Annotated in this window: 25 protein-coding genes; 8 read left to right on the top strand and 17 right to left on the bottom strand. The window is 72.2% G+C overall.

The features are described 5' to 3' along the window. Window positions 1–12 precede the first annotated feature (12 nt). The 3 genes from AC0IWM_RS19505 to AC0IWM_RS19495 all read right to left on the bottom strand — a co-directional run bounded on the left by AC0IWM_RS19505 (window position 13) and on the right by AC0IWM_RS19495 (window position 2,623). Window positions 13–1,332, bottom strand: a complete 1,320-nt coding sequence (locus AC0IWM_RS19505; protein ID WP_471757686.1) for a GNAT family N-acetyltransferase — start codon at window positions 1,330–1,332, stop codon at window positions 13–15. Between the two features lie 68 nt (window positions 1,333–1,400). Further along, entirely contained in the window at window positions 1,401–2,153 is a 753-nt protein-coding gene (locus AC0IWM_RS19500) for a glycerophosphodiester phosphodiesterase family protein (protein WP_471757684.1), read from the bottom strand. Beyond that, window positions 2,150–2,623: a RidA family protein gene (locus AC0IWM_RS19495; RefSeq protein ID WP_471757682.1), complete on the bottom strand. Its 474-nt coding sequence runs from the start codon at window positions 2,621–2,623 to the stop codon at window positions 2,150–2,152. Before AC0IWM_RS19495 ends, AC0IWM_RS19500 begins: the two co-directional genes overlap by 4 nt. Window positions 2,624–2,895: 272 nt before the next feature. Here AC0IWM_RS19495 and AC0IWM_RS19490 point away from each other — a divergent pair, with 272 nt between their 5' ends. The 4 genes from AC0IWM_RS19490 (at window position 2,896) to AC0IWM_RS19475 (ending at window position 7,811) form a co-directional block, all read left to right on the top strand. Further along, a complete protein-coding gene (locus tag AC0IWM_RS19490; protein ID WP_471757680.1) occupies window positions 2,896–4,089 on the top strand; it encodes an acetylornithine transaminase in 1,194 nt (397 codons plus the stop codon). A 107-nt stretch (window positions 4,090–4,196) separates the two neighbouring features. After that, window positions 4,197–5,150, top strand: coding sequence for an ornithine carbamoyltransferase (argF, locus tag AC0IWM_RS19485; RefSeq protein WP_471757678.1), 954 nt, complete (start codon window positions 4,197–4,199; stop codon window positions 5,148–5,150). Between the two features lie 243 nt (window positions 5,151–5,393). Beyond that, window positions 5,394–6,425, top strand: coding sequence for an Hsp33 family molecular chaperone (locus tag AC0IWM_RS19480; protein ID WP_471757676.1), 1,032 nt, complete (start codon window positions 5,394–5,396; stop codon window positions 6,423–6,425). 174 nt (window positions 6,426–6,599) lie between these two features. Then, a complete protein-coding gene (locus AC0IWM_RS19475; RefSeq protein ID WP_471757674.1) occupies window positions 6,600–7,811 on the top strand; it encodes a hypothetical protein in 1,212 nt (403 codons plus the stop codon). Between the two features lie 89 nt (window positions 7,812–7,900). Here AC0IWM_RS19475 and speG read toward each other — a convergent pair whose 3' ends face one another. The 3 genes from speG to apaG are packed head-to-tail and all read right to left on the bottom strand — an operon-like array spanning window position 7,901 to window position 10,068. Then, on the bottom strand, window positions 7,901–8,485 hold the full coding sequence (speG, locus tag AC0IWM_RS19470; RefSeq protein WP_471757672.1) for a spermidine N1-acetyltransferase: 585 nt from the start codon (window positions 8,483–8,485) through the stop codon (window positions 7,901–7,903). A gap of 13 nt (window positions 8,486–8,498) precedes the next feature. Next, complete coding sequence (gene argE / locus AC0IWM_RS19465) at window positions 8,499–9,671, bottom strand: acetylornithine deacetylase (protein WP_471757670.1); 1,173 nt, start codon at window positions 9,669–9,671, stop codon at window positions 8,499–8,501. 4 nt (window positions 9,672–9,675) lie between these two features. Further along, entirely contained in the window at window positions 9,676–10,068 is a 393-nt protein-coding gene (gene apaG / locus AC0IWM_RS19460) for a Co2+/Mg2+ efflux protein ApaG (protein ID WP_055950877.1), read from the bottom strand. Window positions 10,069–10,212: 144 nt separating this feature from the next. Between apaG and AC0IWM_RS19455 the strand changes: the two genes are divergently transcribed. Continuing rightward, window positions 10,213–10,632, top strand: coding sequence for a hypothetical protein (locus tag AC0IWM_RS19455; RefSeq protein ID WP_471757668.1), 420 nt, complete (start codon window positions 10,213–10,215; stop codon window positions 10,630–10,632). 112 nt (window positions 10,633–10,744) lie between these two features. Continuing rightward, window positions 10,745–11,839 (top strand): 2'-deoxycytidine 5'-triphosphate deaminase, encoded by a 1,095-nt coding sequence (locus AC0IWM_RS19450; RefSeq protein WP_471757666.1) that lies wholly within the window; start codon window positions 10,745–10,747, stop codon window positions 11,837–11,839. A 106-nt stretch (window positions 11,840–11,945) separates the two neighbouring features. Here AC0IWM_RS19450 and AC0IWM_RS19445 read toward each other — a convergent pair whose 3' ends face one another. Beyond that, the gene (locus tag AC0IWM_RS19445) at window positions 11,946–13,031 is read right to left on the bottom strand and encodes a YeiH family protein (RefSeq protein WP_471757664.1); all 1,086 of its coding nucleotides are present in this window, start codon (window positions 13,029–13,031) and stop codon (window positions 11,946–11,948) included. A gap of 134 nt (window positions 13,032–13,165) precedes the next feature. Between AC0IWM_RS19445 and AC0IWM_RS19440 the strand changes: the two genes are divergently transcribed. Beyond that, on the top strand, window positions 13,166–13,408 hold the full coding sequence (locus tag AC0IWM_RS19440; RefSeq protein WP_471757662.1) for a hypothetical protein: 243 nt from the start codon (window positions 13,166–13,168) through the stop codon (window positions 13,406–13,408). 30 nt (window positions 13,409–13,438) lie between these two features. Here AC0IWM_RS19440 and sorB read toward each other — a convergent pair whose 3' ends face one another. From sorB to AC0IWM_RS19400, 8 genes are all read right to left on the bottom strand, one after another. Next, complete coding sequence (gene sorB / locus AC0IWM_RS19435) at window positions 13,439–13,738, bottom strand: SorB family sulfite dehydrogenase c-type cytochrome subunit (protein ID WP_471757761.1); 300 nt, start codon at window positions 13,736–13,738, stop codon at window positions 13,439–13,441. 68 nt (window positions 13,739–13,806) lie between these two features. Then, the gene (gene sorA / locus AC0IWM_RS19430) at window positions 13,807–15,021 is read right to left on the bottom strand and encodes a SorA family sulfite dehydrogenase catalytic subunit (protein ID WP_471757660.1); all 1,215 of its coding nucleotides are present in this window, start codon (window positions 15,019–15,021) and stop codon (window positions 13,807–13,809) included. A 38-nt stretch (window positions 15,022–15,059) separates the two neighbouring features. Next, window positions 15,060–15,788 (bottom strand): GntR family transcriptional regulator, encoded by a 729-nt coding sequence (locus tag AC0IWM_RS19425; protein WP_471757658.1) that lies wholly within the window; start codon window positions 15,786–15,788, stop codon window positions 15,060–15,062. 155 nt (window positions 15,789–15,943) lie between these two features. After that, entirely contained in the window at window positions 15,944–16,939 is a 996-nt protein-coding gene (locus AC0IWM_RS19420; RefSeq protein ID WP_471757656.1) for an Ldh family oxidoreductase, read from the bottom strand. A gap of 2 nt (window positions 16,940–16,941) precedes the next feature. Continuing rightward, window positions 16,942–17,856 (bottom strand): NAD(P)-dependent oxidoreductase, encoded by a 915-nt coding sequence (locus tag AC0IWM_RS19415; RefSeq protein ID WP_471757759.1) that lies wholly within the window; start codon window positions 17,854–17,856, stop codon window positions 16,942–16,944. 122 nt (window positions 17,857–17,978) lie between these two features. Then, window positions 17,979–19,349, bottom strand: coding sequence for a cation:dicarboxylate symporter family transporter (locus tag AC0IWM_RS19410; protein ID WP_471757654.1), 1,371 nt, complete (start codon window positions 19,347–19,349; stop codon window positions 17,979–17,981). A gap of 166 nt (window positions 19,350–19,515) precedes the next feature. Further along, entirely contained in the window at window positions 19,516–20,778 is a 1,263-nt protein-coding gene (locus AC0IWM_RS19405; RefSeq protein WP_471757653.1) for a UxaA family hydrolase, read from the bottom strand. Between the two features lie 25 nt (window positions 20,779–20,803). Then, window positions 20,804–21,121, bottom strand: coding sequence for a UxaA family hydrolase (locus tag AC0IWM_RS19400; RefSeq protein WP_056468338.1), 318 nt, complete (start codon window positions 21,119–21,121; stop codon window positions 20,804–20,806). Window positions 21,122–21,413: 292 nt separating this feature from the next. Here AC0IWM_RS19400 and AC0IWM_RS19395 point away from each other — a divergent pair, with 292 nt between their 5' ends. Then, window positions 21,414–22,157, top strand: coding sequence for a sulfite exporter TauE/SafE family protein (locus AC0IWM_RS19395; RefSeq protein WP_471757651.1), 744 nt, complete (start codon window positions 21,414–21,416; stop codon window positions 22,155–22,157). Window positions 22,158–22,174: 17 nt separating this feature from the next. On the opposite strand, the gene AC0IWM_RS19390 is transcribed toward AC0IWM_RS19395, so the two are convergent. Both AC0IWM_RS19390 and AC0IWM_RS19385 read right to left on the bottom strand, forming a co-directional pair. Further along, complete coding sequence (locus tag AC0IWM_RS19390; RefSeq protein WP_471757649.1) at window positions 22,175–23,191, bottom strand: ABC transporter substrate-binding protein; 1,017 nt, start codon at window positions 23,189–23,191, stop codon at window positions 22,175–22,177. Between the two features lie 41 nt (window positions 23,192–23,232). Continuing rightward, window positions 23,233–24,873, bottom strand: a complete 1,641-nt coding sequence (locus tag AC0IWM_RS19385; protein WP_471757647.1) for a thiamine pyrophosphate-binding protein — start codon at window positions 24,871–24,873, stop codon at window positions 23,233–23,235. Window positions 24,874–24,892: the final 19 nt, after the last annotated feature.

The raw sequence follows: 24,892 nt of genomic DNA, 5'->3' as shown, positions 1-24,892 counted from the left end.
GGAGGGTCGTCCTCACCCGGAAGGGTTCGCCTCCGGCGCGGCCCCAGGCAAGTCGGATGCCGGTTCGTCGGATGATTCCGACGGCGATTCTCGCCGGAACGGCGTCAGCGTGTCGAGGACTTCGGCGGCCTCCAGCACGTGTTCGCGCTCGCGCGCCAGGTAATCGGCCACCGCCCGGCGCAGGGCCGGGTCGGCGATGTCGTGGGCCGAGTGCATGAGGACCGGGCGGTAGCCCCGGGCGAGCTTGTGCTCGCCCTGCGCACCCGCCTCGACGCGCTTCAACCCGCGGGCGATGGCGAAGTCGATGGCCTGGTAGTAGCAGACCTCGAAATGCAGGAACGGGTGGTCCTCGACGCAGCCCCAGTTGCGGCCGTAGAGGGCCACGTCCCCGATGAGGTTGATGGCACCGGCGACGTAGCGGCCCTCGCGGCGGGCCATCACCAGCAGCACCCGCTCGGGCATGCGCTCGCCGATGAGCCCGAAGAACCTGCGATTCAGGTATGGCCGGCCCCACTTGCGCGCGCCGGTATCGGCGTAGAACGCGTAGAATGCGTCCCAGTGGGCGGGGGTCAGGTCGGCGCCGGTGACGTGCTCGATGGTGATGCCGGGCGCCAGGGCGTCGCGGCGCTCGCGCCGGATCGCCTTGCGCTTGCGGGAGGCCAGCGCCCCGAGGAAGTCCTCGAAGGTCGCGTAGCCGGCATTGTCCCAGTGGAACTGCTGGTCGACGCGCTGGAGGAAGCCCAAAGCCCCGGCCTGGGCCCACTCGCGCTCCTGCATGAAGGTGACGTGGATCGAGGAGGCACGGGTCTCGGCGCGCAGGGCGCGCAGGCCGGCGACGATCGCGGAGGCCGCCTCGTTCACATCCTGTCCCGGCGCGATCAGGAAGCGCGGGCCGGTGACGGGGGTGAAGGGCACGCTGACCTGGAGCTTCGGGTAGTAGCTGCCCCCCGCCCGCTCGTAGGCATCGGCCCAGCCATGGTCGAAGACGTATTCGCCCTGGCTGTGGGACTTCAGGTAGCAGGGCGCCACGCCGACGAGGCGGCCCTCCCGCTCCACCGCCACGTGCAGGGGCAGCCAGCCGGTCTTGCGCGAGACGCAGCCCGAATCCTCCAGGGCGGACAGGAAGGCGTGCGAGGTGAAGGGGTTGTGGGTCTCGTCGCCCCCCGCGCGGGACTCGGCCGAGGTGGCACAGGCATCCCACTGCTCCGCCGGGATCCCGGCGAGACCCGGTACCGCGCGCACCTGCAGAACGGTTTCGGACTCGGCCGGAGCGCCGGGTGCTTCGCCGGCGGGAGTTGCGCCGGGAAGAGGTGTTTCGCCGGGACTGTTCATCGCCCGGCAATCTAGTCCCCGGGACCCGGCGGGCCAAGGGCGGCGCGGGCCCCGCGCCGTCGCAGGCCTCAGGGGCGGAATCCCTCGAACACCATCTGGTCGGCATGGGCTTCGGCGTGGCGGCGCTGGTCCGGGTCGCGCACGGTCCAGGTCATCACGGGACGTTGCCCGAGGAGCCGGCACAGGAGAGTGGCCGCGCAGGGCAGGTCGTCCACCCGCCAGGACAGGAAGTCCGGCCGGGTCTCGTCGAAGTGCAGCAGGTCGGGGAGGGCGCGCTGCAGGCTCGGGGGCAGCGTCGCGTAGACCGGGTCGTCCTGGCGCGTCTCGGCGACGATGCCGCGCGGGAGCCCGGGCGCCAGCGTCCGCAGGGCCGCGACGATGTGGGGATCGAAGGATTTCAGCGCCACCGGCCCGTCATAGGCGGCCGCGAGGGCGGCGACGCGCTCGGCGAGCCGCAGGTCGCCGGTGTAGCGCGACTTCACCTCGATCACGAGGGGCGTGCGCCCGCCGATCCGGGCCAGGAAATCCGGCAGGGTCGGGATGCGCTCGGCGCTCCCCGCCACCGCCAGCTCGGCGAGGGCGGCGGCCGACCACGCGCCGACCGCGTCCCCGGCCGTGGTCAGGCGGCCGAGGGTCTCGTCGTGGAACACCATTGCCTCGCCGTCGGCGCTGAGCTGCACGTCGCACTCGATGGCGTAGCCGCCCCGGATCGCCGCCTCCGCGGCGGCGGCCGTGTTCTCGGGCAGGCCGCCCGCCCGGTCGTGCAGGCCGCGATGGGCGATGGGGCGGGCGGTGAGCCAGTCGGGGGCGTTCGGGCTCATTTGACCTCGAACATCGCCTCGACCTCGACGGCCGCGTCGAGGGGCAGCTCGGCGACCCCGACGGTGGCGCGGGCGTGGCGGCCGCGGTCGCCCAGGACCTCGACCATCAGGTCGGAAGCGCCGTTCATGATGCCGGCGAGCCCCGCGAAGGTCGGGACCGCGTTGATGAAGCCGCCGAGGCGGATGCACTGCACGACGCCGCGCTCGAGGTCGCCCACCGCCGCCTGAACCTGGGCCAGCACGTTGAGGGCGCAGAGCCGGGCGGCGGCGACGCCGTCCTCGACCGAGACCTCGGCCCCGAGCTTGCCCGTGTGGGCGGCGGCGATTCGGCCGTCGGCGCCGAAGCAGATCTGCCCGGAGATCACCACGAGGTTGCCGCTGCGCACGAAGGGGACGTAGTTCGCGACCGGGGCCGCCGCCTTGGGCAGGGTCAGGCCGAGGGCCTCGAGACGTTCCGTGACGGTGCTCATGCTGCGTCGTTCCTCTGCTGGGCGGCCGCGGGTCGTCCGGCCGGCGTGACGCGGCTCTGAGCACTTCCGGGCACAGGGCGCAAGGCGGGCCGCGCATCGCGCGCGCAACAGCCTAATTGGCAGGCATGTCGGGGATGTGAACCCGGTCTGTCGTTGACAGAATTGGGCATTTCTCTAGTAATCGCGCGCGTGCCGCCCCATCCGAGGCGGCACTTTCATTTGGTGCGGTCGCGTCTCTCGCGTGCCCGCGAGAGACACGGGAAGACGGGATCGTGACATCCGCCCTTCTGCCGACCTATGCCCGGGCCCCCATCGCCTTCGAGCGCGGCGAGGGCGCATGGCTCGAGGCGCGCGGCGGCGAGCGATACCTCGACTTCGGCGCCGGCATCGCGGTGAACGCGCTGGGCCACGCCCACCCGCACCTCGTCCAGGCCCTGACCGCGCAGGCGCAGAAGCTCTGGCACACCTCGAACCTGTTCGAGATCCCGGAGGGCGAGCGGCTGGGCCGGCGCCTCGTGGACGCGACCTTCGCGGACGTGGCCTTCTTCGCCAACTCGGGCGCCGAGGCCAACGAGGCCGCCATCAAGATGGCGCGCAAGTACCACGCCGCCGACGGCCACCCGGAGCGCTTCCGGATCGTCACGATCGAGGGCGCCTTCCACGGCCGGACCCTGGCCACCATCGCGGCCGGCGGCCAGCAGAAGTACATCGAGGGCTTCGGCCCGAAGGTGGACGGGTTCGACCAGGTGCCCTTCGGCGACCACGAGGCCCTGCGGGCCGCCATCGGCCCGGAGACGGCCGCGATCCTGGTCGAGCCGATCCAGGGGGAGGGCGGCGTGCGCCCGGTGCCGCCGCAATGCCTGCGCGGCCTGCGCGAGCTCTGCGACGCGCACGGCATCCTGCTCATCATGGACGAGGTCCAGACCGGGGTCGGGCGCACGGGCAAGCTGTTCGCGCACGAGTGGGCGGGGGCGGCCCCCGACATCATGAGCGCGGCCAAGGGCATCGGCGGCGGCTTCCCCCTCGGCGTCTGCCTCGCCACGGCGGAGGCCGCGCGCGGCATGACCGCGGGCAGCCACGGCACCACCTTCGGCGGCAACCCGCTGGCCATGGCGGTGGGCAACGCCGTCCTCGACGTGGTGCTGGCCGAGGGTTTCCTCGACCACGTCCAGCGCATGGGCATCATCCTGAAGCAGCGCCTCGCCGCCCTGCAGGACCGGCACCCCGGCGTCATCGCCGACATCCGCGGCGAGGGCCTGATGCTCGGCCTCAAGCTCCACGTGCTGAACACCGAGTTCGCCGCCGCCGCCCGCGATGCCCACCTGCTGGTGATCCCGGCGGGCGACAACGTGGTGCGCCTGCTGCCGCCGCTGATCATCACGGAGGCCGACGTGGCGGAGGCGGTCACCCGCCTCGACACGGCGGCCGGCCGGCTCGGAACGCGCCTGCGCGGCGCGGCCGAGTAGCCGGACGCCCGTCCCCCACGCCCGGCCGCGACGCCGGATCTGCCCGGACCGGGCCAGCCTCGACCGGAACCGCCCGAACCGGGACCACGCACACGAAGAACGGACCGATGACCACGACACTGAACGGGACCGGCGACGGAACCCGCCACTTCCTCGACCTCAAGGATTTCTCCGCCGAGCAGCTGCGCACGGTGCTGGACGCCGCCGCCCGCATCAAGGCGCGCCGCCGCAAGGGCGAGCTGGCCGAGGACCGCCCCCTCATCGGCAAGACCCTGGCGATGGTGTTCGACCGGCCCTCGACCCGCACCCGCGTGTCCTTCGACGTCGGCATGCGCGAGCTCGGCGGCGAGACCCTGATGCTGACCGGCAGCGAGATGCAGCTCGGCCGGGGCGAGACCGTGGGCGACACCGCCCGGGTGCTGTCGCGCTACGTCGACGCGATCATGATCCGCATCCTCGACCACGGCCTGATGCTGGAGTTGGCGGAATACGCCACCGTGCCGGTGATCAACGCGCTGACCAAGGTCTCGCATCCCTGCCAGATCATGGCCGACCTCCTGACCTTCGAGGAGCATCGCGGGCCGATCCGGGGCCGCACCGTGGCCTGGTCGGGGGACGCCAACAACGTGCTCGCCTCCTGGGTGCACGCCGCGGCGCGCTTCGACTTCACCCTCAACATCGCGGCTCCGCCGGAATTGTCGACGCCCCAGCCGCTCCTCGACTGGGCGAAGGCGCAGGGCGCCTCCGTCAACGTCACCACCGACGCCTACGTGGCGGTGGACGGGGCGGACGCGGTGGTCACCGATTGCTGGGTCTCCATGGGCGACGAGGACGACCAGCACCGGCACAACCTGCTCGTGCCCTACCGGGTCGATGCCCGCCTGATGGCGGCCGCGGCCAAGGACGCGATCTTCATGCACTGCCTGCCGGCCCACCGCGGCGAGGAGGTCACCGCCGAGGTGATCGACGGGCCGCAATCGGTGATCTTCGACGAGGCCGAGAACCGCCTGCATGCCCAGAAGGGCATCCTCGCCTGGTGCCTGCACGCCCACGGGCTCTGAGGGCCGCGGACGGCCTTCGCACGCGCCGCGGCCCGGCCCCGTCGCGCCGCCGCGGCGGGATGCCTATATAGGGTCCATCCTTGCCGAGGGTTGGGCGCGGCCGCGCGACGAGCGCGGCCGTTCCGACCGGTGCGCCGCCGACATCGCTCGGCGATCCCGTGACCCTGACCATGGCCCTGCCCCCGGAGGGTCGCGCGGTCCGTGGCCCAGCCCTCGCGTTCGTCGAGCCCGATCGGAGCCGCCATGACTTCTGGAATACCTGCTGGAACGACCGCCGGACACGTCGCCCCGCTCCTCATCGAGGGCGACGACGACGTGGTGCTGCCCTTCGCCGTCGAGGCTCTCGACGTGCGCGGCCGCGTGGTCCGTCTCGGCCCCGCCGTCGACACCATCCTGCGCCGCCACGGCTATCCCGACGCGGTGGCGCGCCTCCTCGGGGAGGCCGCGGCCCTCACCGTGCTCCTCGGTTCGTGCCTGAAGTTCGAGGGCCGCTTCCAGCTCCAGACCAAGACCGACGGACCCGTGGAGATGATCGTCGTCGACTTCGAGGCGCCCGACCGCCTGCGCGCCACCGCGCGCTTCGACACGGCGCGGGTGGAGGCCCTCGGCGCCGGGCCGCTTCGGGACCAGGACCTGATCGGGCAGGGACACCTCGCCATGACCATCGACCAGGGCCCGACCAGCAGCCGCTACCAGGGCGTCGTCGCCCTGGAGGGCCAGAGCCTCGAGGAGGCGGCGCACCAGTACTTCCGCCAGTCCGAGCAGATCCCGACCCAGGTCCGCCTCGCGGTGGCCGAGCAATATGCCGGCGGTGCCCGGACCTACCGGGCCGGCGGCCTGCTGGTGCAGTTCCTGCCGCAATCCATCGACCGGGCCCGGCTGGCCGACCTGCCCCCAGGCGACATCCCCGAGGGTCACCTGCACCTCGACGCGAACGGCGTGCCCGAGGACGATGCCTGGGTCGAGGCGCGCAGCCTCGTCTCCACCATCGAGGACCACGAGCTCGTCGACCCGGAGGTCTCGGCCGAGCGCCTGCTCTACCGCCTGTTCCACGAGCGCGGCGTGCGGGTGTTCGAGGCGCAGGGCGTGCGCGAGCAGTGCCGCTGCTCGCCCGAGCGCGTGATGGGCATGATCACCTCGTTCTCGCCCCAGGAGCGCCGGGACATGATCGCCGATGACGGTCGCATCGGCATCACCTGCGAGTTCTGCTCGCGGCGCTACGACCTCGATCCGGCGGCGGTGGAAGCCGAAGTCGCGGCCCAGTCGGGCGACTGATGACGATACTGCCGTGGCAGGTGTCGCGGCAGCATCGTCAAGCTTGACCGTTTTAGAGTACAAGACGCTGCAAATGCTCGTCCCTGCAGCTGAGGTTTGTATTTGAACCGTTTCTGAGGTTTCGACGTTTGAGGTTTCTCAAGAGTGCTCGACAAGAGCTCAGGAGGAACGTCGATGAAGAAATTCGTGGTTGGCAAGAATCTCGTCGTTGGCTTGACTGCACTGCTGATGACGACCTCGGCCTACGCCCAGGGTGCGGGCCAGGCCGGCGGCAGCGAGGCCGGGGGCCGCGGCGGTTCGGCCGCGCGCAGCCAGGGCGGCACCGAGGGGAGTTCGGGCGGACGGGCCTCGGACAATGCCGGGGCCCGCGGCGAGATGGGCGGCCGGGCCGAGGCCGGCGGACGCCGCGAGGGCGGCCGCATGGAGACCGGCGGCCGCGGCGACACGGCGGCCCGGGATGGCCAGGGCCGGGAGTCTCAGAGCCGGGACTCTCAGGGCAGGGATTCGCAGTCCCGCAGCGCCGACCGGGGCGACCGCGACGGCGCGCGCGGCGACCGGGCCACCCGGACCTCGTCCCGCGAGGACCGGGTCGGCGGCCGCGAGCAGCGCGACCGCGTCTCGGTCAACACCCGCAGCGAATCCCGCAGCGAGCGCTTCGAGGGCGGGCGCCGCTCCGGCCGCTTCGTCTTCATTGGCGGCCAGCGCGTGGTCTACGGCTCGCCGGAATACCGTCGCCTCGTCACCATCGAGCACCGCGGCGGCGACCGCGTGGTCGAGCGCTCGCGTCGGCGCTACGTGACCATCCGGGGTCAGCGCGTCCTCTACGGCTCGCCCCAGTACCGTCGCCTCGTCAGCATTGAGGAGACGACCACCCGCCGCCCCGGCACCCGCTACGTGGTCGTGCGCGGCCAGCGCGTGGTCTACGGCTCGCCCGAGTACCGCCGCCTGACGGTGACCGAGCGGCGGGGCGGCACCGTCGGCGCCCGCTTCGAGGAGCGCGGCTTCCGCGGGAAGGCGGTCTCGTCCCGGACCGACGAGCGGCGTGACACCCGGCAGGAGACCACGCGAAACGTCCGCTCGAACCAGGGGACGTCGCGCGACGGCATCCGCAACGCCGATACCCGCCAGCAGGGCGGCCGCGACGGCGCCTCGGCCGAACGCGACACGAACCGCGGCCGCGGGACCGAGGGCTCGGGCATCCGCAACGCGGCCGACCGGTCCGGCGGCGCCGAGCGCGGCACGATGAACACCGGCAGCCGGACCGGCGGCACCGAGCGCGGCATGAATGCCGGCGCGCAGGGCGGCAAGGGCGGCGGCATGAGCGGCGGCGGCACGGGCGGTGCCGGCGAGCGCACGGGCGGGCAGGGCGGCGCGGGCCGCAACTGATCGCCAGACTCGAACGGAAGACCTGAACGCGGCGCCGGCCTCCTCGCGGAGGTCCGGCGCCGCGCCCTGTCCGGACGCGCTGCCGGGCTTCAGGCCTTCAGGACCGGATCGGAGATGTCGCCGCCGCCCCGGCGGGCGAGGTAGGCCGGCTGGAACAGGCACATCCGCACCGCGTCGCGGTACTTGCCGTTGACGAAGAACTCGTCCTTCAGGATGCCCTCGGGCTCGAAGCCGCAGCGCTCGTAGATCCGAACCGCGCGGGCATTGTCCTTGTCCACGTGCAGGTAGAGCTTGTGGATGTTGAGGACGCTGAAGGCGTAGTCCATGGCGATGCGCGTGGCGCGCGGGGCGTAGCCCTGGCCCTGGAAGGCCGGGTGGATCGCGATCTGGAATTCGCAGCGCCGGTGCAGGTGGTTGATCTCCACGAGCTCGACGAGACCGGCGGGCGCGCCCTCGGAATTGGCGATGATGAAGCGCCGCTCGGTCTGGTTGTGGATGTTGCGCTCGTAGAGCTGCGCCAGTTCGGCGAAGGACTCGTAGGCCTCCTCGAACCAGTAGCGCATGATGCTGTCGTTGTTGTTGAGCTGATGCACGAACATCAGGTCCTCGCGCTCCAACGGGCGCAGCTTCACCGGCCCGTCCGCCGCGATGGTGCGGGGCGTGAAGGTCGTCATGATCCGACGTCCCTCATGGCGCCACGCATTCGGCGATGAGCCGGTCCATGAAGGCCTCTCCGGCGCGCAGCGCCGCCAGGGTGATGTACTCGTCCGGCTGGTGGGCCTGATCGATGGAGCCGGGGCCGCAGACCACGGTGGGGATGCCGGCGACCTGGAAGCGCCCGGCCTCGGTGGCGTAGGGCACCGAGATCGTGTGGTTGCGCTCCGCCACCCGGAGCGCCAGCCGCTCGGCCGCCGAGCCGGGCTCGGGCGCGAGGCCCGGCACCGAGACCTCCTCCAGCGTCTCGATCCGCCCGTAATCGCCGTAGCGGTTGAGCCGGTCGCGCAGCACGGTGCGCACCTTGGCCTCGAACAGGGCCGGGATCTCGCCCATGTCGAGGTCGGGCAGGCCGCGGAACTCCCAGTGGAAGGTGCAGACCTTGGGCAGGATGTTGCGGGCCGTGCCGCCCGCGATGGTGCCGACATGCACGGTAGTGGCGGGCGGGTCGAAGCGCCCCGAGGCGTCGCCCCGGGCGATCATCGCGTCGGCGATCCGGTTCAGCTCCGCGACGAGGTCGGCCGCCGCCATCACGGCGTTGGCGCCGAGCATCGGCTTGGCCGAGTGCGCCTCGTGCCCGTGCACCGTGGTGAGGTAGGTGACGATGCTCTTGTGCGCGTCGGCCACCTCCAGGTCGGTGGGCTCGCCGACGATCACCGCGGCCGGGCGCGGCAGGTCGGCCCCGAAGCGCGCGATGGTGTCGGTCACGCCCAGGCAGGTGGTCTCCTCGTCGTAGGACAGGAGGATGTGGATCGGGCGCTTGAGGTCGGCGGCGCGGAAACGCGGGATCGCCGCGAGCGCCAGGGCGCAGAAGCCCTTCATGTCGACGGCGCCGCGCCCGTAGGCGCGCCCGTCCGCCACCCGCAGGGTGAAGGGGTCGGTGCTCCAGGCCTGCCCCGTCACCGGCACCACGTCGGTATGGCCCGAGAGCACGATGCCGCCGTCGACCATCGGTCCGATGGTCGCGAACAGGGCCGCCTTGTCGCCGGTCGCGTTGGGCACCCGGACGAAGGGCACGCCGAGATCGCCGAGGGAGGCCGCCACGCTGTCGACGAGCGCGAGATTCGATTTCGAGCTCTCGGTGTCGAAGGCCACGAGCCGCGCCAGCCAGTCGAGGGTCTCCGGGCGCGGGCCTTCGGACGACATGATCCTAGTGCACGCTGCGGCGGACGTGGGGCGAATCGAGGGAGAAGGCCGGGATCTCCGCCTCGAAGCTCTCGCCGCCATGGGTCGCCATGGTGTAGCTGCCGGCCATCAGGCCATCCGGCGTGGTGAGGGGGCATCCGCTCGTGTAGCTGAACGATTCGCCCGGCTCGAGCACCGGCTGCTTGCCGACGACGCCGGCGCCGCGGACCTCCTGCGTCTCGCCGCGCCCGTCGACGATGCGCCAGTGGCGGGAGCGCAGCTGCACCTGCTCGGGACCGTTGTTCACGATCTCGACCGTGTAGGCGAAGAAGTAGCGGCTCTCGGCCGGCGACGATTCTTCCTCGACGAAGCGTGGCATCACGGTCACGCTGATTCCGCGCGTCTGAGCCTTGTACATCCCCGTCATGCCTCCCTGGCCGGACCTGAACCCCGAGCGCGCTGCGTTCGCGACAAGCACAGGGCGTCGTGGTACGGCCCTCGCAAAACCGCGTCAATCGCGGCGAATGCGGGGGCGCCCGCGCAAGATCGAGGTCCGTGTCCCGTGGTCGAGGAGACCGTTTCGCGCCCGCGCGTCCCATCGGCCAGCCGGGCGCTCCTCGGCAGCCTCGCCCTCGCGGGGCTGACCGGCGCCTTCGCCTGGGCCGCGCCCGAGCGCAACGGCTGGGCCGCCCTGGCGCTCGCCGTGGCGCTGGTCCTCGACGGCCTGGCCCAGGCGGCGGGGGCCTGGCTGTCCCGTCGCGGGGCAGGCCCGCCCCGGATCGCCGGCCTGCCCTCCCTGGTGCTGGCCTTCGGACCGGCCGCCGGCCTCGGCGCGGTCCTGTTCGCGGTCGCCCTGGCGCTCTGGCCCGCCGGTTTCCCGATCCTGGCCAGCGCCCTTGCGGGGCTGATCGCCATGGGCGCCATCGCGCGCCTCGTCCTGGCCTGGATCGTCCTGCGGATCGACCCGGACGCGGAGGCTTAACCGGACCTTAGGCGATCCGGCCGCATCCGTGCAGTATGCGGCGTTCCCGCCCCGGCCGCGCCGGGGTGGTGCCCGATGGACGAGCGGGTGGTGCGAACGGATGCCGGACGCGATGCAGGATGAGGCGGCGGGCCGCCGGCACGGGATTCTGGCCGCGGGCGGGATCGAGGCCCTGACGCGCGCGGGCGCGATCCGGCCGGACACGCCCTACGCGCCGGACCAGATCCAGCCCGCGAGCCTCGACCTGCGCCTCGGCGCCCGGGTGTTCCGCGTGCGCACCAGCTTCCTGCCCGGCACCCGCACGGTCTCCGCCTGCATCGAGGCCTTCGCGCTGCACGAGATGGACCTGCGGAACGGGGCCGTGCTCGAGACCGGCTGCGTCTACATCGCCGAGCTGCAGGAGCACCTCGCCCTGCCGGGCGACCTCGCCGCCAGCGCCAATCCGAAGAGCTCGACCGGGCGCATCGACGTCTTCACCCGCGTCATCACCGACCGGGGGGCCGCCTTCGACCAGGTCGAGGCCGGCTATCACGGGCCGCTCTATGCCGAGATCTCGCCCCGCACCTTCCCGGTGAAGGTCCGGACCGGCTCCCGCCTGTCGCAGATCCGCTTCCGGCGCGGCGAGCCCCGCCTCACCGATACCGAACTCGCGGCCCTGCACGCGGCCGCGCCCCTGGTCGACGCCCCGAACCCGACCTTCCAGGGCGGCATCGGGGTCTCCATCGACCTCGCGGGCTTCTCCGGCCTCATCGGCTACCGCGCCCGGCGCCATACCGGCCTCGTCGACGTCGACGCGCCCGGCGCCCACCGGGCGGCGGATTTCTGGGAGCCGCTGCACGCCGACCCGTCGCGGGCGCTGATCCTCGATCCCGGCCAGTTCTACATCCTGGCCTCGAAGGAGGCGGTGCAGGTGCCGCCCGACTTCGCCGCCGAGATGGTGCCCTTCGACCCCCTGGTGGGCGAGTTCCGGGTCCACTACGCGGGCTTCTTCGATCCGGGCTTCGGCTTCGCCGCCGCCGGCGGTGCGGGGGCCCGCGCCGTCCTCGAGGTGCGCTCGCGCGACGTGCCGTTCCTGCTCGAGGACGGCCAGATCGTCGGCCGCCTCGTCTACGAGCGCATGGCCGAGCGTCCCGCCACCCTGTACGGAGCAGGCGCCGGCTCGAACTACCAGGCCCAGGGGCTGAAGCTCTCCAAGCACTTCGCCTGAGACTGCACTTCGCCTGAGACTGCCCTTCGCCTGAGACTGCCCTTCGCCCGAGACTGCCCTTCGCCCGCCGGGGCGGGTGCCGGGCTCGTCCGCCCTCGGTGGGCGCTCAGGCGATTCTCAGGACCCAGATCAGGGACAGGCTGACGACCAGCAGGACGACGAGGGAGCCGGTCACCGCCAGGGTGACCCGGCCGCCGACCCGCGCCAGCACCCGCACGTCGACGCCGAGGCCCAGCGCCGCCATCGACACCACGGTGAGGAGGCCTGCGAGGCGCGTCACCGGTTGGGAGGCCGCGTCCGGGACGAGCCCGAGCGAGCGCAGGGTCGCGAGCGCCAGGAAGCCCAGGATGAACCAGGGCACGATCTTGAAGAAGCCGAGCCGGCCGGGCCGGCCCGTGGCCGAGGCGCCTTCCGCCGGCAGGTGCGGCGCGATGAACGAGAAGGCCACCACCACGGGCCCGAGCATCAGGACGCGCACGAGCTTGACCAAGGTGCCGACCTGGGTCGCCAGGATGCCGACCGGCACCGTGGCGGCGAGCACCTGCGGCACCGCGTAGACGGTGAGGCCCGCCAGCGTGCCGTACTGGTGCTCGGACAGGCCGACCAGGGGGATGAACAGGGGTAGGCCCAAGACCATCAGTACGCCGAGCACCGCCGTGAAGGCGATGGCGGCCACCACGTCCTTGCTGTCGGCCCCGATCACCGGCGCCACCGCGGCGATGGCGGAGTTGCCGCAGATGGCGTTGCCGCAGGCCACCAGGATCGCCATGCGGGGCGGCAGGCCGAGGACCCGGCAGATGGCGTAGCTGGCCACGATCGCCAGCACCACCGTGGCGACGATGCCGACGAGGAGGCTCGTGCCGGAGGCCACGATGGCCCCGAGGCTGATCGAGGCGCCGAGCAGGGTGACGGCGAGCTCGAGCACCTGCTTGGCCGAGAACGCGATCCCGGCCCGGTAGCGCTCGCCCGGGCTCCACAGGGTGCGCAGGGCGATCCCCAGCAGGATCGCGATGACCAGGGCCTCGACGTAGGGATGGCCCGTGGCGCGCTCCTCCAGGGCCTGCACGGCCAGGGCCGCCGCCGTAACGGCGAGGCAGACGAGGAGGCCGGGCAGGAGCGAGCCGATCCGGCCGCTGGTCGCCCCGGGCCTGCCCGCTCCGGCGGGGGCCGTCGTCACGCTCTTGCTGCTCATGCTGCCTTTCCGGAAGGCAATCGGAAGGAAATTCCGCCCCGGGCTCTGCCACGAGAACAATGCTCTCCCCTGGTGAAAATCTTCGCAAAACCCATCCATTGATCGGGCAGGGTCGAAGCGCGACATTCACCCCTATGAGCAACCGGTCCGACAACGCGGCGATGGCCTACGATCCTTTCGGCGAACCCGTCGAGATCGCCTGCCAGGGTACGGCCAGCGCGGGCGACCGCCGGGCCCGCAACGTCGCCGTGATCGGCTTCTGGCTGGTCGCCGCCGTCCTGACGGCGAGCCGCGTTTACCTGGCAGACGAGCCGGTGGCGCAGATGGTCGCGAACGCTCATGCGCAGGTTGCCGCCTTCATCACCGCCATCCTGTAGGACGATCCCGCCGTCGGGCAATTCCGTCGTCTAGTACGCCGCCGCGAGGTAGTCGGCGATGGCCTTGCCGTCGGCCTCGCTGACCGGCGCGTGATAGACCTTGCGCATCTTCGTCACCTCGCTGGTCCAGAAGGCCGCCCCCTTCCCCGGCGGCTGCATCGCGATGTAGTCGGCCGAGTGGCAGCTCTGGCAGTTGGCCTCGGCCGCCGCGAGGCCGGCCTCGTGGCCGGAGGCCGGGCGCAGCTGCGCGGTCGGCTCCGGCAGCTCGTAGCTCCGGGGCGCGGCGGCGGCGGGTAGGGCGGCCCAGGGTCCGGCCAAGGATCCGGCCATGAGGCTGGTGGCGGCCAGCGCCGCCGCGAGGGGGCGAAAGGTCATCCGGTCTCTCCTCTTGCCCATCCTCATGCCGCCTGCACCCGGACGGTCTCGACCACGTTGCGCATGTAGCCCGGCGGATTCCAGCGCGGCTCCATCGGCTGGGTCGCGCCGTCGTTGCCGGTCGCCCGGACCCGGAGCGCGTGCGCACCGGCGGGGAGGTCGACCGACAGGGTCCAGGGCCGGAACGAATAGCGCCCGAGATCGGGACCGAGGGTCGCCTCGGTCCAGGTCCGCCCGTCATCGGTGGAGACCGCCACCGCGCGAATGCCCGAGCCGCCGTCGAAGGCGATGCCGCGCAGAGCCGTCCGCCCGGCCGGGATCGCGGCGCCGTCCGCGAGGTTGGTGACGAAGGAGCGGATGGTGAAGCGGTTGATCGGCACGGTGGCCTTGGGGGCCTGGCCGGGCTCGACGCAGGCGCAGGCGTTGTCGGGGATGCGGTAGGCCGACGCCATCCAGAAGCCCTCATAGGGCTTGTCCGTCACCGTGATCGCGTTGAGGTGCTTGACCCAGTAGGTGCCGTAGAAGCCCGGCACCACGAGGCGTAGGGGATAGCCGTTGAGCCAAGGCAGGTCCTCCCCGTTCATGGCCCAGGCCAGCATCACCTCGCCGTCGCGGGCGTGGTCGATGCTGAGCGCCTTGGCGAAGTCCGGGGTCTCTGGGAGGACCGGACCGTCGAGGCCCTCGAAGACGACCTGCACGGCGCCGGCCCTCACTCCCGCCAGGTCGAGCACGGCCTTCAGGGGCACCCCGGTCCAGCGGGCGTTGCCCATGGCGCCGTTGGCGAGCTGCCCGCCGGCGACGCGGGGCGCGACGAAGCCGCGCGAATTGCCCGAGCATTGGTTGACCGCGACGATCTCGGCCCCCGGCATCGCCTTCAGCTCGGCCAGCGACAGCGCGACGGGCCCGTCGACATGCCCCGACACCGTCAGGCGGAAGCTCTCGGGATCGATGGCGGTCGGGATGTCGGCGAGGTGGTAGCGGACGAAGAAGGCGTCGTTCGGCGTGATCACCCCCTCGTCGAACACCCCGAAGGGTGTCTCCAGCTGCGGCGGCCGCGCCGTCATCTGCAGGAGCGGGCGCTTGCCCGGATAGGCCACGAGGGGGCGCTCGCCGTTGCCGAACGGCAGGGTGACGGCCTCGCCGGCCCGGGCCGCGAAGGTCGCGAAGGGCGCGAGGGCCGCGCCGAGCAGCCCGGCCCCGGCCTGCCTCAGGAGCGCTCGGCGATCGGTCTCGGTCATTCCGGCATCTCCCCGTCCGGCTGAAGGCGTCCGCGCGGTCATCGCAGGACGGAGGCGTAGTGGATGTCCTCGGTGAGGCAGGTCGACAGGCGCCACTCCACCGGCCGGTCCTCGAGGTCGACGGCGACGCGGTCGACCTCGAGGACCGGGATGCCCGCCGGCACCCCCAGCAGGGTGGCCCGGTCGGGGGCGAGCGCGATGGCCTTCAGGCGCTCGTGCGCGGTGGCGATCGTGATGCCGAACCGGGTCGCGTAGAGGCTGTAGAGCGTGTTCGGGAGTTCCATCGCCGCCAGGCCGGGGAACAGGCTCGACGGCACGGCGATGGTCTCCACGAGGCAGACCCGCCCGTCGAGGGCGCGCACCCGCTCCAGGCGCACCACCCGGGCGTTGCGCAGGAGGGCGAGGCGGTCGCGCTCGTCGAGGGTGGCCGCGGCCTCCGCGATCGAGACGACGCGGCTCGTCGGGATGCCGGCCACCGCCCCGTCGGGGCGCAGCTTGAAGAAGCGGAAGACGCTCTGCTTGTCGTCGTGCTCGGCCACGAAGGTGCCGCGCCCCTGGCGGCGCACCAGCAGGCTGTCGGCGGTCAGCGCGTCGAGGGCCTTGCGGACCGTGCCCTGGCTGACGCCGAGCTCGGCCGCCAGCACGCCCTCGCTGGGCAGGATCTGGCCCGGCTGCCAGACCGCATCGGCGAGGCGGCGCAGGAGCGTGTCGTAGACCTGCCGATAGAGCGGCCGGAAACCCACCGCATTCCCACCTGTGCGTTCCATGTCGGTGCGCCGCTGCTCCCCGGGCGTGGGAGGAGGAAAGGAGAGGTTTCCCAGCACGGTCTCCCGTCCTTCGTTAAGGCCGAGGCCCGCTCCGGGCAATCGGTCGATCCGCAGGGCCGGCGGCCGGGGGCGGGTTCCGCCCGGGAGGTCGGCCTTCATCGCCCGAGCGCCTCGATCTCGGCCACGAGGGCGTCCGGGAGGCCGAGCCCCTCGGCCTCGGCCCGGGCCCGGAGGGCGAGGCGGCGCGCGCCCGGCAGGCGGGCCCCGTCCTGCGTCTCGATGGACCCGGCGAGCTCCGCGAACCGGGCCAGCGCCCCGGGGCCGAAGGCATCCGCCGCGAGGGCGATGACGAGCTGCCCGGTGCCCGGCGGATCGCCCTCGGCGTCGAGGAACGAGCTCGCCTCGCCGGCGAAGCGGCCCCCGGTCAGGCCGGCGGCGAGGAGTTCCACCATCAGGGCCAGCGCCGTGCCCTTGGCGTCGCCGAGCGGCACCATGGTGCCCTTGAGGGCCGCGGCCGGATCGGTGGTCGGCTGCCCGGCCGCGTCGAGGGCCCAGCCCTCGGGGATGGCCTCGCCGCGCTGCCGGGCGGCCATGATCGGGCCGCGCGCCACCTTCGAAAGGGACAGGTCGACCACGATGGGCGCGCGGCCGGGCAGGGGACAGGCGAAGGCGAGGGGGTTCGTCCCGAACACCGCCCGCGAGCCGCCCCAGGGCGCCATGGCGGCGGGGGTGTTGGCCAGCAGGATCGCCACGAGCCCGGCCTCGGCCAGGGCCTCGACGGGCCGGCCGGCCGCGCCGCAATGGTGCGAGCGCCGGATGCCGGCCGCCGCGACGCCCTGCTCCCGGACCAGGGCCGGAAGCTGCTCCAGCACCGCGTCGAGGGCCGGGTAGGCGAAGCCGTGGGCGGCGTCGACGGCGAGGAGGCCGGGCCGGGGCCGCGCGACCGCGACCACGGCGTCGCCCACCACCTTGCCGGCCCGGACCTGGGCCGCATAGGAGGCCACCCGCGAGAGCCCGTGGCCCTTCAGCCCGTCGGCCTCGGCGCCCACGAGGGCGCGGGCGACGCTGCGGGCGGCGGGCGCCCGCGTTCCGCAGCGGACCAGGGCGTCGGTGACGAGGGCGTGGGCGGCGGCGAGGCTCAGGGTGGTCATGGTCAGCCCTCGGAGAGGTGGCGACGCACGGCCTGCGCCGTGACGCGGGACACGCGCACGTTCGATTCCCGGGTCACCCCGGCGATGTGCGGCGTCAGGATGATGTTGGGCACGTCGAGGAAGAGGGCGCCGGCGCCGGCATCGAGGGGTTCCTGCGGGAAGACGTCGAGGGCGGCCCCGCCGAGATGCCCGGCGCGCAGAGCCGCCGCCACGGCCGCGCCGTCGACCACCTCGCCCCGCGCGGCGTTGATCAGCACCGCCCCGGCCGGCATCCGGGCGATCGCGCCCGCATCGATCATACCGCGGGTCTCGGGCGTGAGCGGCACATGCAGGGACAGGACGTCGCTGCCGGCGACGAGGGCGTCGAGATCGGCGCGCGCGACCGTGGCCCCCTCGGGCCGCCAGGCCGGGTCGTCGGCCGGCAGGAAGGGGTCGTGGGCCGAGACCCGCATCCCGAGGGCGAGGGCGCGGCGGGCGGTCTCACGGGCGATGGCACCGAAGCCGACGAGGCCGAGGCGCTTGCCCGAGATCTCCCGGCCCATCAGGGCGTTGCGCGGCCAGGTCCCGGCCGCCACCGCGGCGGTGGCGCCGTAGGCGCCGCGCAGGAGCAGCATCGCGGTGCCGATCACGTACTCCGCCACCGCGACGTCGTTCGCGCCGGTGGCGGGATAGACGGCGATGCCGCGGGCGCGGCAGGCGGCGAGGTCGATGTTGTCGAGGCCGACGCCGAGGCGCCCGACCGCCTTGAGGTCGGGGGCGGCGGCCAGGAGCGCCGCGTTCACCTGGGTGCGGTTGCGGACCACGAGGGCGTCCGCGTCGGCGAGCGCCGCCCGCAGGTCCTCCGGCCGGTCGACCAGGGCCGGGTCGTAGAGCGTGGCGAACCCGCCGAGCTCGGCCGCGATGGCGGCCTCGTCCATGAACTCGGCGATCACGACCTTCGGCGCACGGCCGGTTCGGTCGGGAGAGGCCGGGGCCTGGGATGTCGTCCTGTCTGATGCGGTCACGGCGCTGGGCCTCCGGTTCTCAGGCACGCGGCCCGTCAGGTGGCGGGGATCACGGCGGGCATCGCCCGGCGGCGGGCCGGGCTCGGGGCGGTGGGGGGAGCGGGCGCGTCCTCGAACGCCTCGTCGGGTTCGTCGAGGCTGTCGAGGTCGGGCTGGATCCGTCCGTCGAGGACGGCGCGGGCATGGGCGAGGTCGATCTTGCCCTCCCAGCGGGCGATCACCAGGGTCGCCACCATGTTGCCGATGGCGTTGGTGATGCAGCGCAGCTCGTTGAGGATGCGGTCGACGCCGATGATCAGGGCGATGCCGGCCACGGGCAGGAGCTGCGACGCCTGCAGGGTGGCGGCGAGCACGAACAGGATGGCGCCCGCGACCCCCGCGACCCCCTTCGAGGTCACCAGCGCGATGGCGAGGATCCCGAGCTCCTGCTCCCAGGTGAGCGGGATGTTGAGCGCCTGGGCGATGAAGCCGATCGCCATGGTGAGGTAGATGCACGAGCCGTCCATGTTGAAGGACAGGCCCGCCGGCATCACCAGGCCGGTGACGCCCTTCTCGACGGAGAGGCCGCCGAGCTTGGCCATCAGGCGGGGCAGGACCGATTCCGTGCTGGTCGTGCCGAGCAGGATGAACATCTCCTCGCGGACGTAGAGGAACAGCTTCCACAGGCTCAAGCCCACGTAGAACCGCATCACGCCGCCGAGAAACAGCACGATGAACACGAAGAAGGTCAGGTAGAGGGACAGGATCAGCAGCCCGTACTGGGCCAGGATGCCGAGGCCGAACTTGCCGATGGTGAAGGCCATGGCGCCGAAGGCGCCGATGGGCGCGAAGCGCATGATGATGCCGACGACCTTCATCAGGATCTCGCCGAAGGCATGGATGACCTTGAGGGGAAACTGCCCCTTCGGCCCCATGGCGGCGAGCCCCATCCCCACCAGCACGGAGAAGAACATCACCTGCAGGAGGTCGCCCTTGGCGAAGGCGTCGACGGCGCTGTGCGGGATGATGTTGGCGATGATCTCCATCACGCTCTGGGCATGGGCCTTGCCGGCGATCGCCGCGACGCTCTTGGCGTCCAGGCTCTCGATGGTGGCATTGATGCCGTCGCCCGGCCGCAGGAGGTTGACGAAGAGGAGGCCGGCGCCGAGCGCCACGGTGGTCGAGACCTCGAAATACACGAGCGTCTTCAGGCCCATGCGCCCGACGCTCTTCATGTCGCCCACATGCGCGATGCCGACCACCACCGTGCAGAAGATCACCGGTCCGACGACCATCTTGATCAGGTTGATGAACATGTCGCCGAGGATCTTCAGGCCGACGGCGAAGCCGGGGGCCAGCACGCCCACCACGATGCCGAGGGCGATGCCGATCAGGACCTGACCGTAGATCGATCGCAAGAACCGCATTGGCGCCGATCGCATTGGCGTTCCTCCCACGCGCGCTTCGAACGGGATGTGCCGCTGTGCGGTCTTCATCCCTTCGCGAAAATTCCGCCTTCGCGAAAACCCCGATGGCGTCGGGGCAGGACGCCGCGTTCCGGGCCGGAACGCGGCGGGAGAGGCTGCGCCCCGTTCAGGCGCTCCGGTACAGCTTCGTCATCACGAACTCGCGGTGGCCAAGGGATTCGGCGGCCGTGAGCCGTCCGTTCGCGGTCCGCACCACCATGTCGATCAGGGCGTCGCCGGCCTGCGGGATGGTCATCTCGCGGGTGAGCACGCCCGAGACGTCGACGTCGATGTGCTCGCCCATGGTGCGCACCGTGCGCGGGTTGCCGGTGATCTTGATCACCGGGACGATCGGGTTGCCGATGACGTTGCCCTGGCCGGTGGGGAAGGTGTGGACCACGTAGCCCGCCGCCGCCATCAGGGTCACGCACTCGGCCGCCGCCGAGGAGGTGTCCATGTAGTACAGGCCCGGCCCCCTGGCGGGGGACTCGGCCGGCTGCAGCGCGTCGATGTAGCGGCAATCGTGACCGATCTTCTCGAGGTTGCCGAGCGCCTTCTCCTCGATGGTGCTCAGGCCGCCGAGGATGTTGCCCTTGGTCGGCTGGGAATCCGAGAGGTCGTCGGTCTTGTGGGCCTCGATGACGTCGTCCTGGTAGGACTTCCACATGGCGAACCACTTGTCGCCGATCTCGGGCGTCGCGGCGCGCTCGCGGCAGAGATGCTCGGCGCCGGTGATCTCCGAGGTCTCGCCGAACACGCCGTAGATCCCCTGCGGGATCAGCTTGTCGTAGAGGTTGCCCACGGTGGGGCAGGAGGACAGGCCGGTGGTGGTGTCGGACTCGCCGCACTTCGTCGAGATCCAGAGGTCCGAGATCGGGCATTCCTCGCGGGGGAGCTCGGTGGCCCACTGCACGAAGCGCTTGGCCTGGTAGCTCGCCTTGGCGATGGTGGCGATGTCGCCGTGTCCCTCGATGCCGAAGCCGACCACGGGCTTGCCGGTCTTGGCGATGCCCTCGACGATCCGGTTGGTCCACTGGTCCTCGATGCCGATGACCACCACGGCGGCGACGTTCGGATTCGAGCCGATGCCGATCAGGGTGCGGAAGTGGAGCTCGAGATCCTCGCCGAACTGCAGGCGGCCGTAGGCGTGGGGCAGGGCCATCGTGCCCTTCACGGTGTTGGCGACCGCCTCGCAGGAGGCGTTCGAGAGGTCGTCCAGCGGCAGGAGGACGACGTGGTTGCGCACGCCGACGCGGCCGTTCTCGCGGCGCCAGCCCATGAAGGTGGCGGCCTTGATGTCCGCCGAGGGTCGGGCGGAGCCGAGGGCGCGGGAGGCGAACTGGTCGGGGGCTCCGCCGACGAAGGGGGAGGTGGTCTCGGGGGCGTTCATGATGGACTCTCCGGGCATCGCGACCTCACCAGCGCTTCGTCTTGAGGTTCTGGACGTGGACGTGTTCGCCCTTGGCGACGTCCTTGATGATCTTGCCGATGTCCTGGCCGTACTTGATGGCGGTATCGCCCGCCTTCAGGTCGGCGAGCGCCACCTTGTGGCCGATCGGGATGTCGTGGCGGACATGGACCGCGAAGGTCGAATCGTTCTCGGTGATGACGCCGAACGCGTCGGTGTCGGCGCCGAGCCCTTCGATGACGGCGACGGCGACGTTGTCCAGCGGGCTGTGGGCGAGAAGGTGCGGCTTCGTCCGCCCCTCACCCGATCCGGCGTGGCTGCTCATTCCGGGATCCTCCTTGGTGAAGCCGTCGGCTCTTTGCGGCGACTGAGTCTTATATAAGACATCATAATTTTCGGCGTCAACCAGGATTGCGCGATGGATGGCCGACGCGGCGCCCCCGACGCGTCGTATGTCGAGTTTCGAAGGTGGACTGGCGTGGTTTTCCTGGCCCGGGGCGTCCCTCGCTTGAAAGGTCATGAATCTTATATAAGACAAGGATCCACGGCATCCCGGCCACGGCGCGAACCGCCTGCGCGGGGACGCCCCCGACGATCCTCCGGAGACCGAGACGCACGTGAGCGAGACCCTCCAGATCGTCCTGTGCCTCGCCTGCGCGGGCCTCATCTCCGGCCTGACGGGCTTCGCCTTCGCCCTGGTGGCCTCCGGCACCCTGCTGTCGGTCCGGGCGCCCATCGAGGCGACCGCGCTGGTTCTCAGCTGCAGCATCCTCTCGCAGGCCCTGTCGGTGATGCGGCTGCGGACCCTGCCGCCGCGGGCGACGGCCCTGGCGATGATCGGCCCGGGCCTGCTCGGCGCGCCGATCGGGATCTACCTCCTCAGGGACCTCAACCCCGAGCTGGTGAAGGTGCTGATCGGGCTGTTCCTGATCCTCTACAGCGCGGGGGTGTCGCTGCTGCGCAGCGACTACCGGGTGTCGTTCGGCAATGCCTGGAGCGACGGCGCCGTCGGTTTCCTCGGGGGCATCCTGGGAGGCATCGCGGGGCTGTCGGGCGCGCTTCCCACCGCCTGGAGCCTGGTGCGCGGCTGGGAGCCGCGCATGCAGCGGGCGGTCTACCAGAGCTTCACCCTGGTGCTGCAGGTCTGGTCCCTGGCGATCCTGGCGCTGTTCAATCCCTTCCCGCCGGAGCTGATGGGCGACCTCGCCCTCGGGCTCCCCATCGTACTGGTCAGCGTGCTCGTCGGGCTGTCGCTCTTCGCCAGGATCGACCAGCGCCGGTTCCGCTCCCTCGTCCTGGCGCTCCTGGCCGCCATCGGGCTGACCACGACCGCCCTGGCGCTTCCCGGCCTGCTGCACTGAGGCACCGGCCCCCGGGATCAGCTGCCGGATTTGGCGTGGACGTTGGCGAAGAACAGCTCCCGCCAGTCCTTGGCCCCGCGCCGGATCGCCCTCGTGCGCGCCATGAAGTCGACGTAGCGCAGGATCGCCTGGGGCGTCGTCGTGAAGGCGACCTGGGGCGAGGCGAGGATCGACGCGATCAGGCCCACATCCGACCCGTCGCGGGCGAGGCGGGCATAGGCCATCGCGGCCGCCTTCGGATCGGCCGCGATGGCGGCCACGGCCTCCTCCAGGGCCGCCGTGAAGGCGGCGTGGACGCCTGGATTGGCCTCCACGAAGGCGGCGGAGGCCCAGACCACGTTGAAGGTCGCGGGCCCGCCGAGCACGTCGAAGCTGTTGAGGATCGTGCGGATGCCGGGCCTGCGCAGCTCCAGTTCCTGGATCGGCGCGGCGGTGAAATGCGCGCTCACCTCCTGGGCCGCCAGGAGCGCGGCCATGCCGTCCGGGTGCGACAGGGTCACGGTCAGGCGGTCGAGGTCGTTGCGACGGGCTTCCCCGAGCTCCTTCTCGGCCGCCATCTGCAGGACCATGGCCTGGACCGAGACCTTGACGGCGGGCAGCGCGATCTTGTCCCGGTCGGTGAAGTCGCCGAGCGACCGGATGCGGTCCGCGTTGGTGTTCATGAGGAGCGGCATGGCGTTCATCGCCGCCACCCCCTTCACCGCCACGCCGGTCCCGTCGGTCTTCGACCAGAGCAGGACGAGGGGCGGCACGCCGCCGGCCACGAACTGGACCGAGCCGGACAGGAGCGCGTCGTTCATGGCCGCCCCGCCCGCCAGGGTGACGAAGCGGGCGCCGAGGTTCGGCAGGCCCTTTGCGGCGGCGTGCTTCCGGAGCAGGCCCTGCTCCTCCATGATCATCAGCGGCAGGTGCCCCAGGCTCGGCTGGCGGGCGATGCTGACCTCCTGGACCTCGGCGTGCGCCGGCCGCAGCCCGGCGAGGAGGGGCAGGCCCGCGCCGAGCAGCCCCCGGGCCAGAACCTCGCGTCGGCGCATGTGTACCTCCCTCGGTCGGAACGGTGATGGGGGTGGCGCGGTCAGCCCGCCTTCGGCCGGCGGATCACGGGGGCGGGCACGCTCTCGATGAGCACGTTCAGGCAGGCCGGCAGGCCGCTCGCATGGGCATCCTCCAGGGCCTGGGGCAGGTCCTCGGCCCGGGTGACCAGGGCGCCGTGGCCGCCGAGCGCCGTCGCGACGCGATCGTAGCGCGAGCTCAGGAGGTCGCAGTGGCGCGCCCGGGCCGCGCCGTACTGGCGCAGCTGGATCTGGTACTCGGCGTTCCAGCGGGCATCGTTGCCCACCACCGCGATGAAGGGCAGGCCGTAGCGCACGGCCGTGTCGAACTCGGCCATGTGGAAGCCGAAGGTGCCGTCCCCCAGGACCGCCACCACGGGCCCCGTCGGGTCGTGGAGCCGGGCCGCCAGGGCGAAGGGCAGGGACGCCCCGATGGTGCCCGAGACCCCGTTGATGAGGCGCCGGGAGGCCGGCACCAGGGCCTGGGGCCATTGCCCGATCTCGCCGCCGTCGCAGATCAGCGTGCCGCCGGGATGCCGGTCGAGGAAGGCGGCGACGCCGCGGCACAGCTCCACCGGGTGGAGGCGGCCCTCCGCGCCGCGCCGGTCGTCCCAGTCCGGAGGCCGGTAGGTTACGGCCGCCCGCACGGCGGCGTGCCAGTCCGGCCGGCCAGCGGGGCGACGCGCGCCCGGGTGGCGGGCCAGGGCGGCGAGGGTGGGCAGCGCGTCGGCGGTGCCCGCGACGGCGAGGCGGGACGGATCGACCCGCGCGGCGAGCGCCGGGTCGGGGTCGACGACGACGAAGCGGCAGGCCGGCGCCACCGCGGGCGCGTCGCCGAACTTCAGGGTGAAGTCGAGGGGCTTTCCGACGAGCACGAGGCAATCGGCCTGCGCCAGCACCTCGGCGAAGGCGCCCAGGCTCGGATCGTTGAGGCCGCGCGGGCTCTCCATGCCGAGGACCGGGACGCCGGTGGCCGCCTCCAGCGCGGCCATCCGCGCGCGGCCCTCGGCGCCGCAGGCGGCCGGGCCGCACAGGATCAGGGGGCGCTGCGCCCGGCCGAGTTCGGCCGCCACAGCCGCGACGAGCCCGACCTCGGGCTCGCCGATCCGGATCGTGGCCTCGGGAGGGGTCGACGGTGCGGCCGCGGCGGGCGCCTCCAAGAGATCGACCGGCAGGCTGAGATGGACGGGGCCGGGCCGGCCCTCGCGGGCGATCCGCAGGGCCCGGGCGATGTCGTCGGCGAGCGTCTCGACGGAGGCGGCCGTCCACGAGGCCTTGGTCATCGGCCGGGCGATGTCGGCCTGGGCGAGTTCCTGGAAGGCGCCGCGCCCGAGCTCCGACAGGCCTGCATGGCCCGAGAGGAGGAGGACGGGGCTTTCGGCCGCGAGCGCCGTGAACAGGGCGGCGGCGCCGTTGGTCTGCCCCTGGCCGCCGGTGACCAGGGCCACGCCGACCTCGCCGGTCAGGCGCCCCCAGGCATCGGCCATGTGGACGCAGGCCGCCTCCTGGCGGACATGCACCACCGCGATGTCCGTGCCCAGGAGGGCGTCGAAGACCGGCATGATGTGGTTGCCCGACAGGGTGAAGATGCGGGTGACGCCGAGGCGCTCCAGCGTCTCGACGACGATGTCGGCTCCGCGCGGCCGGCCCCGGGACTGGTCCATGGCGTCTCTCTCGGCGATC

This window comes from Methylobacterium sp. AC433, assembly GCF_979253015.1.
Note: the sequence above shows the minus strand (reverse complement) of the source record. Positions and strands in the feature narration are given on the sequence as shown.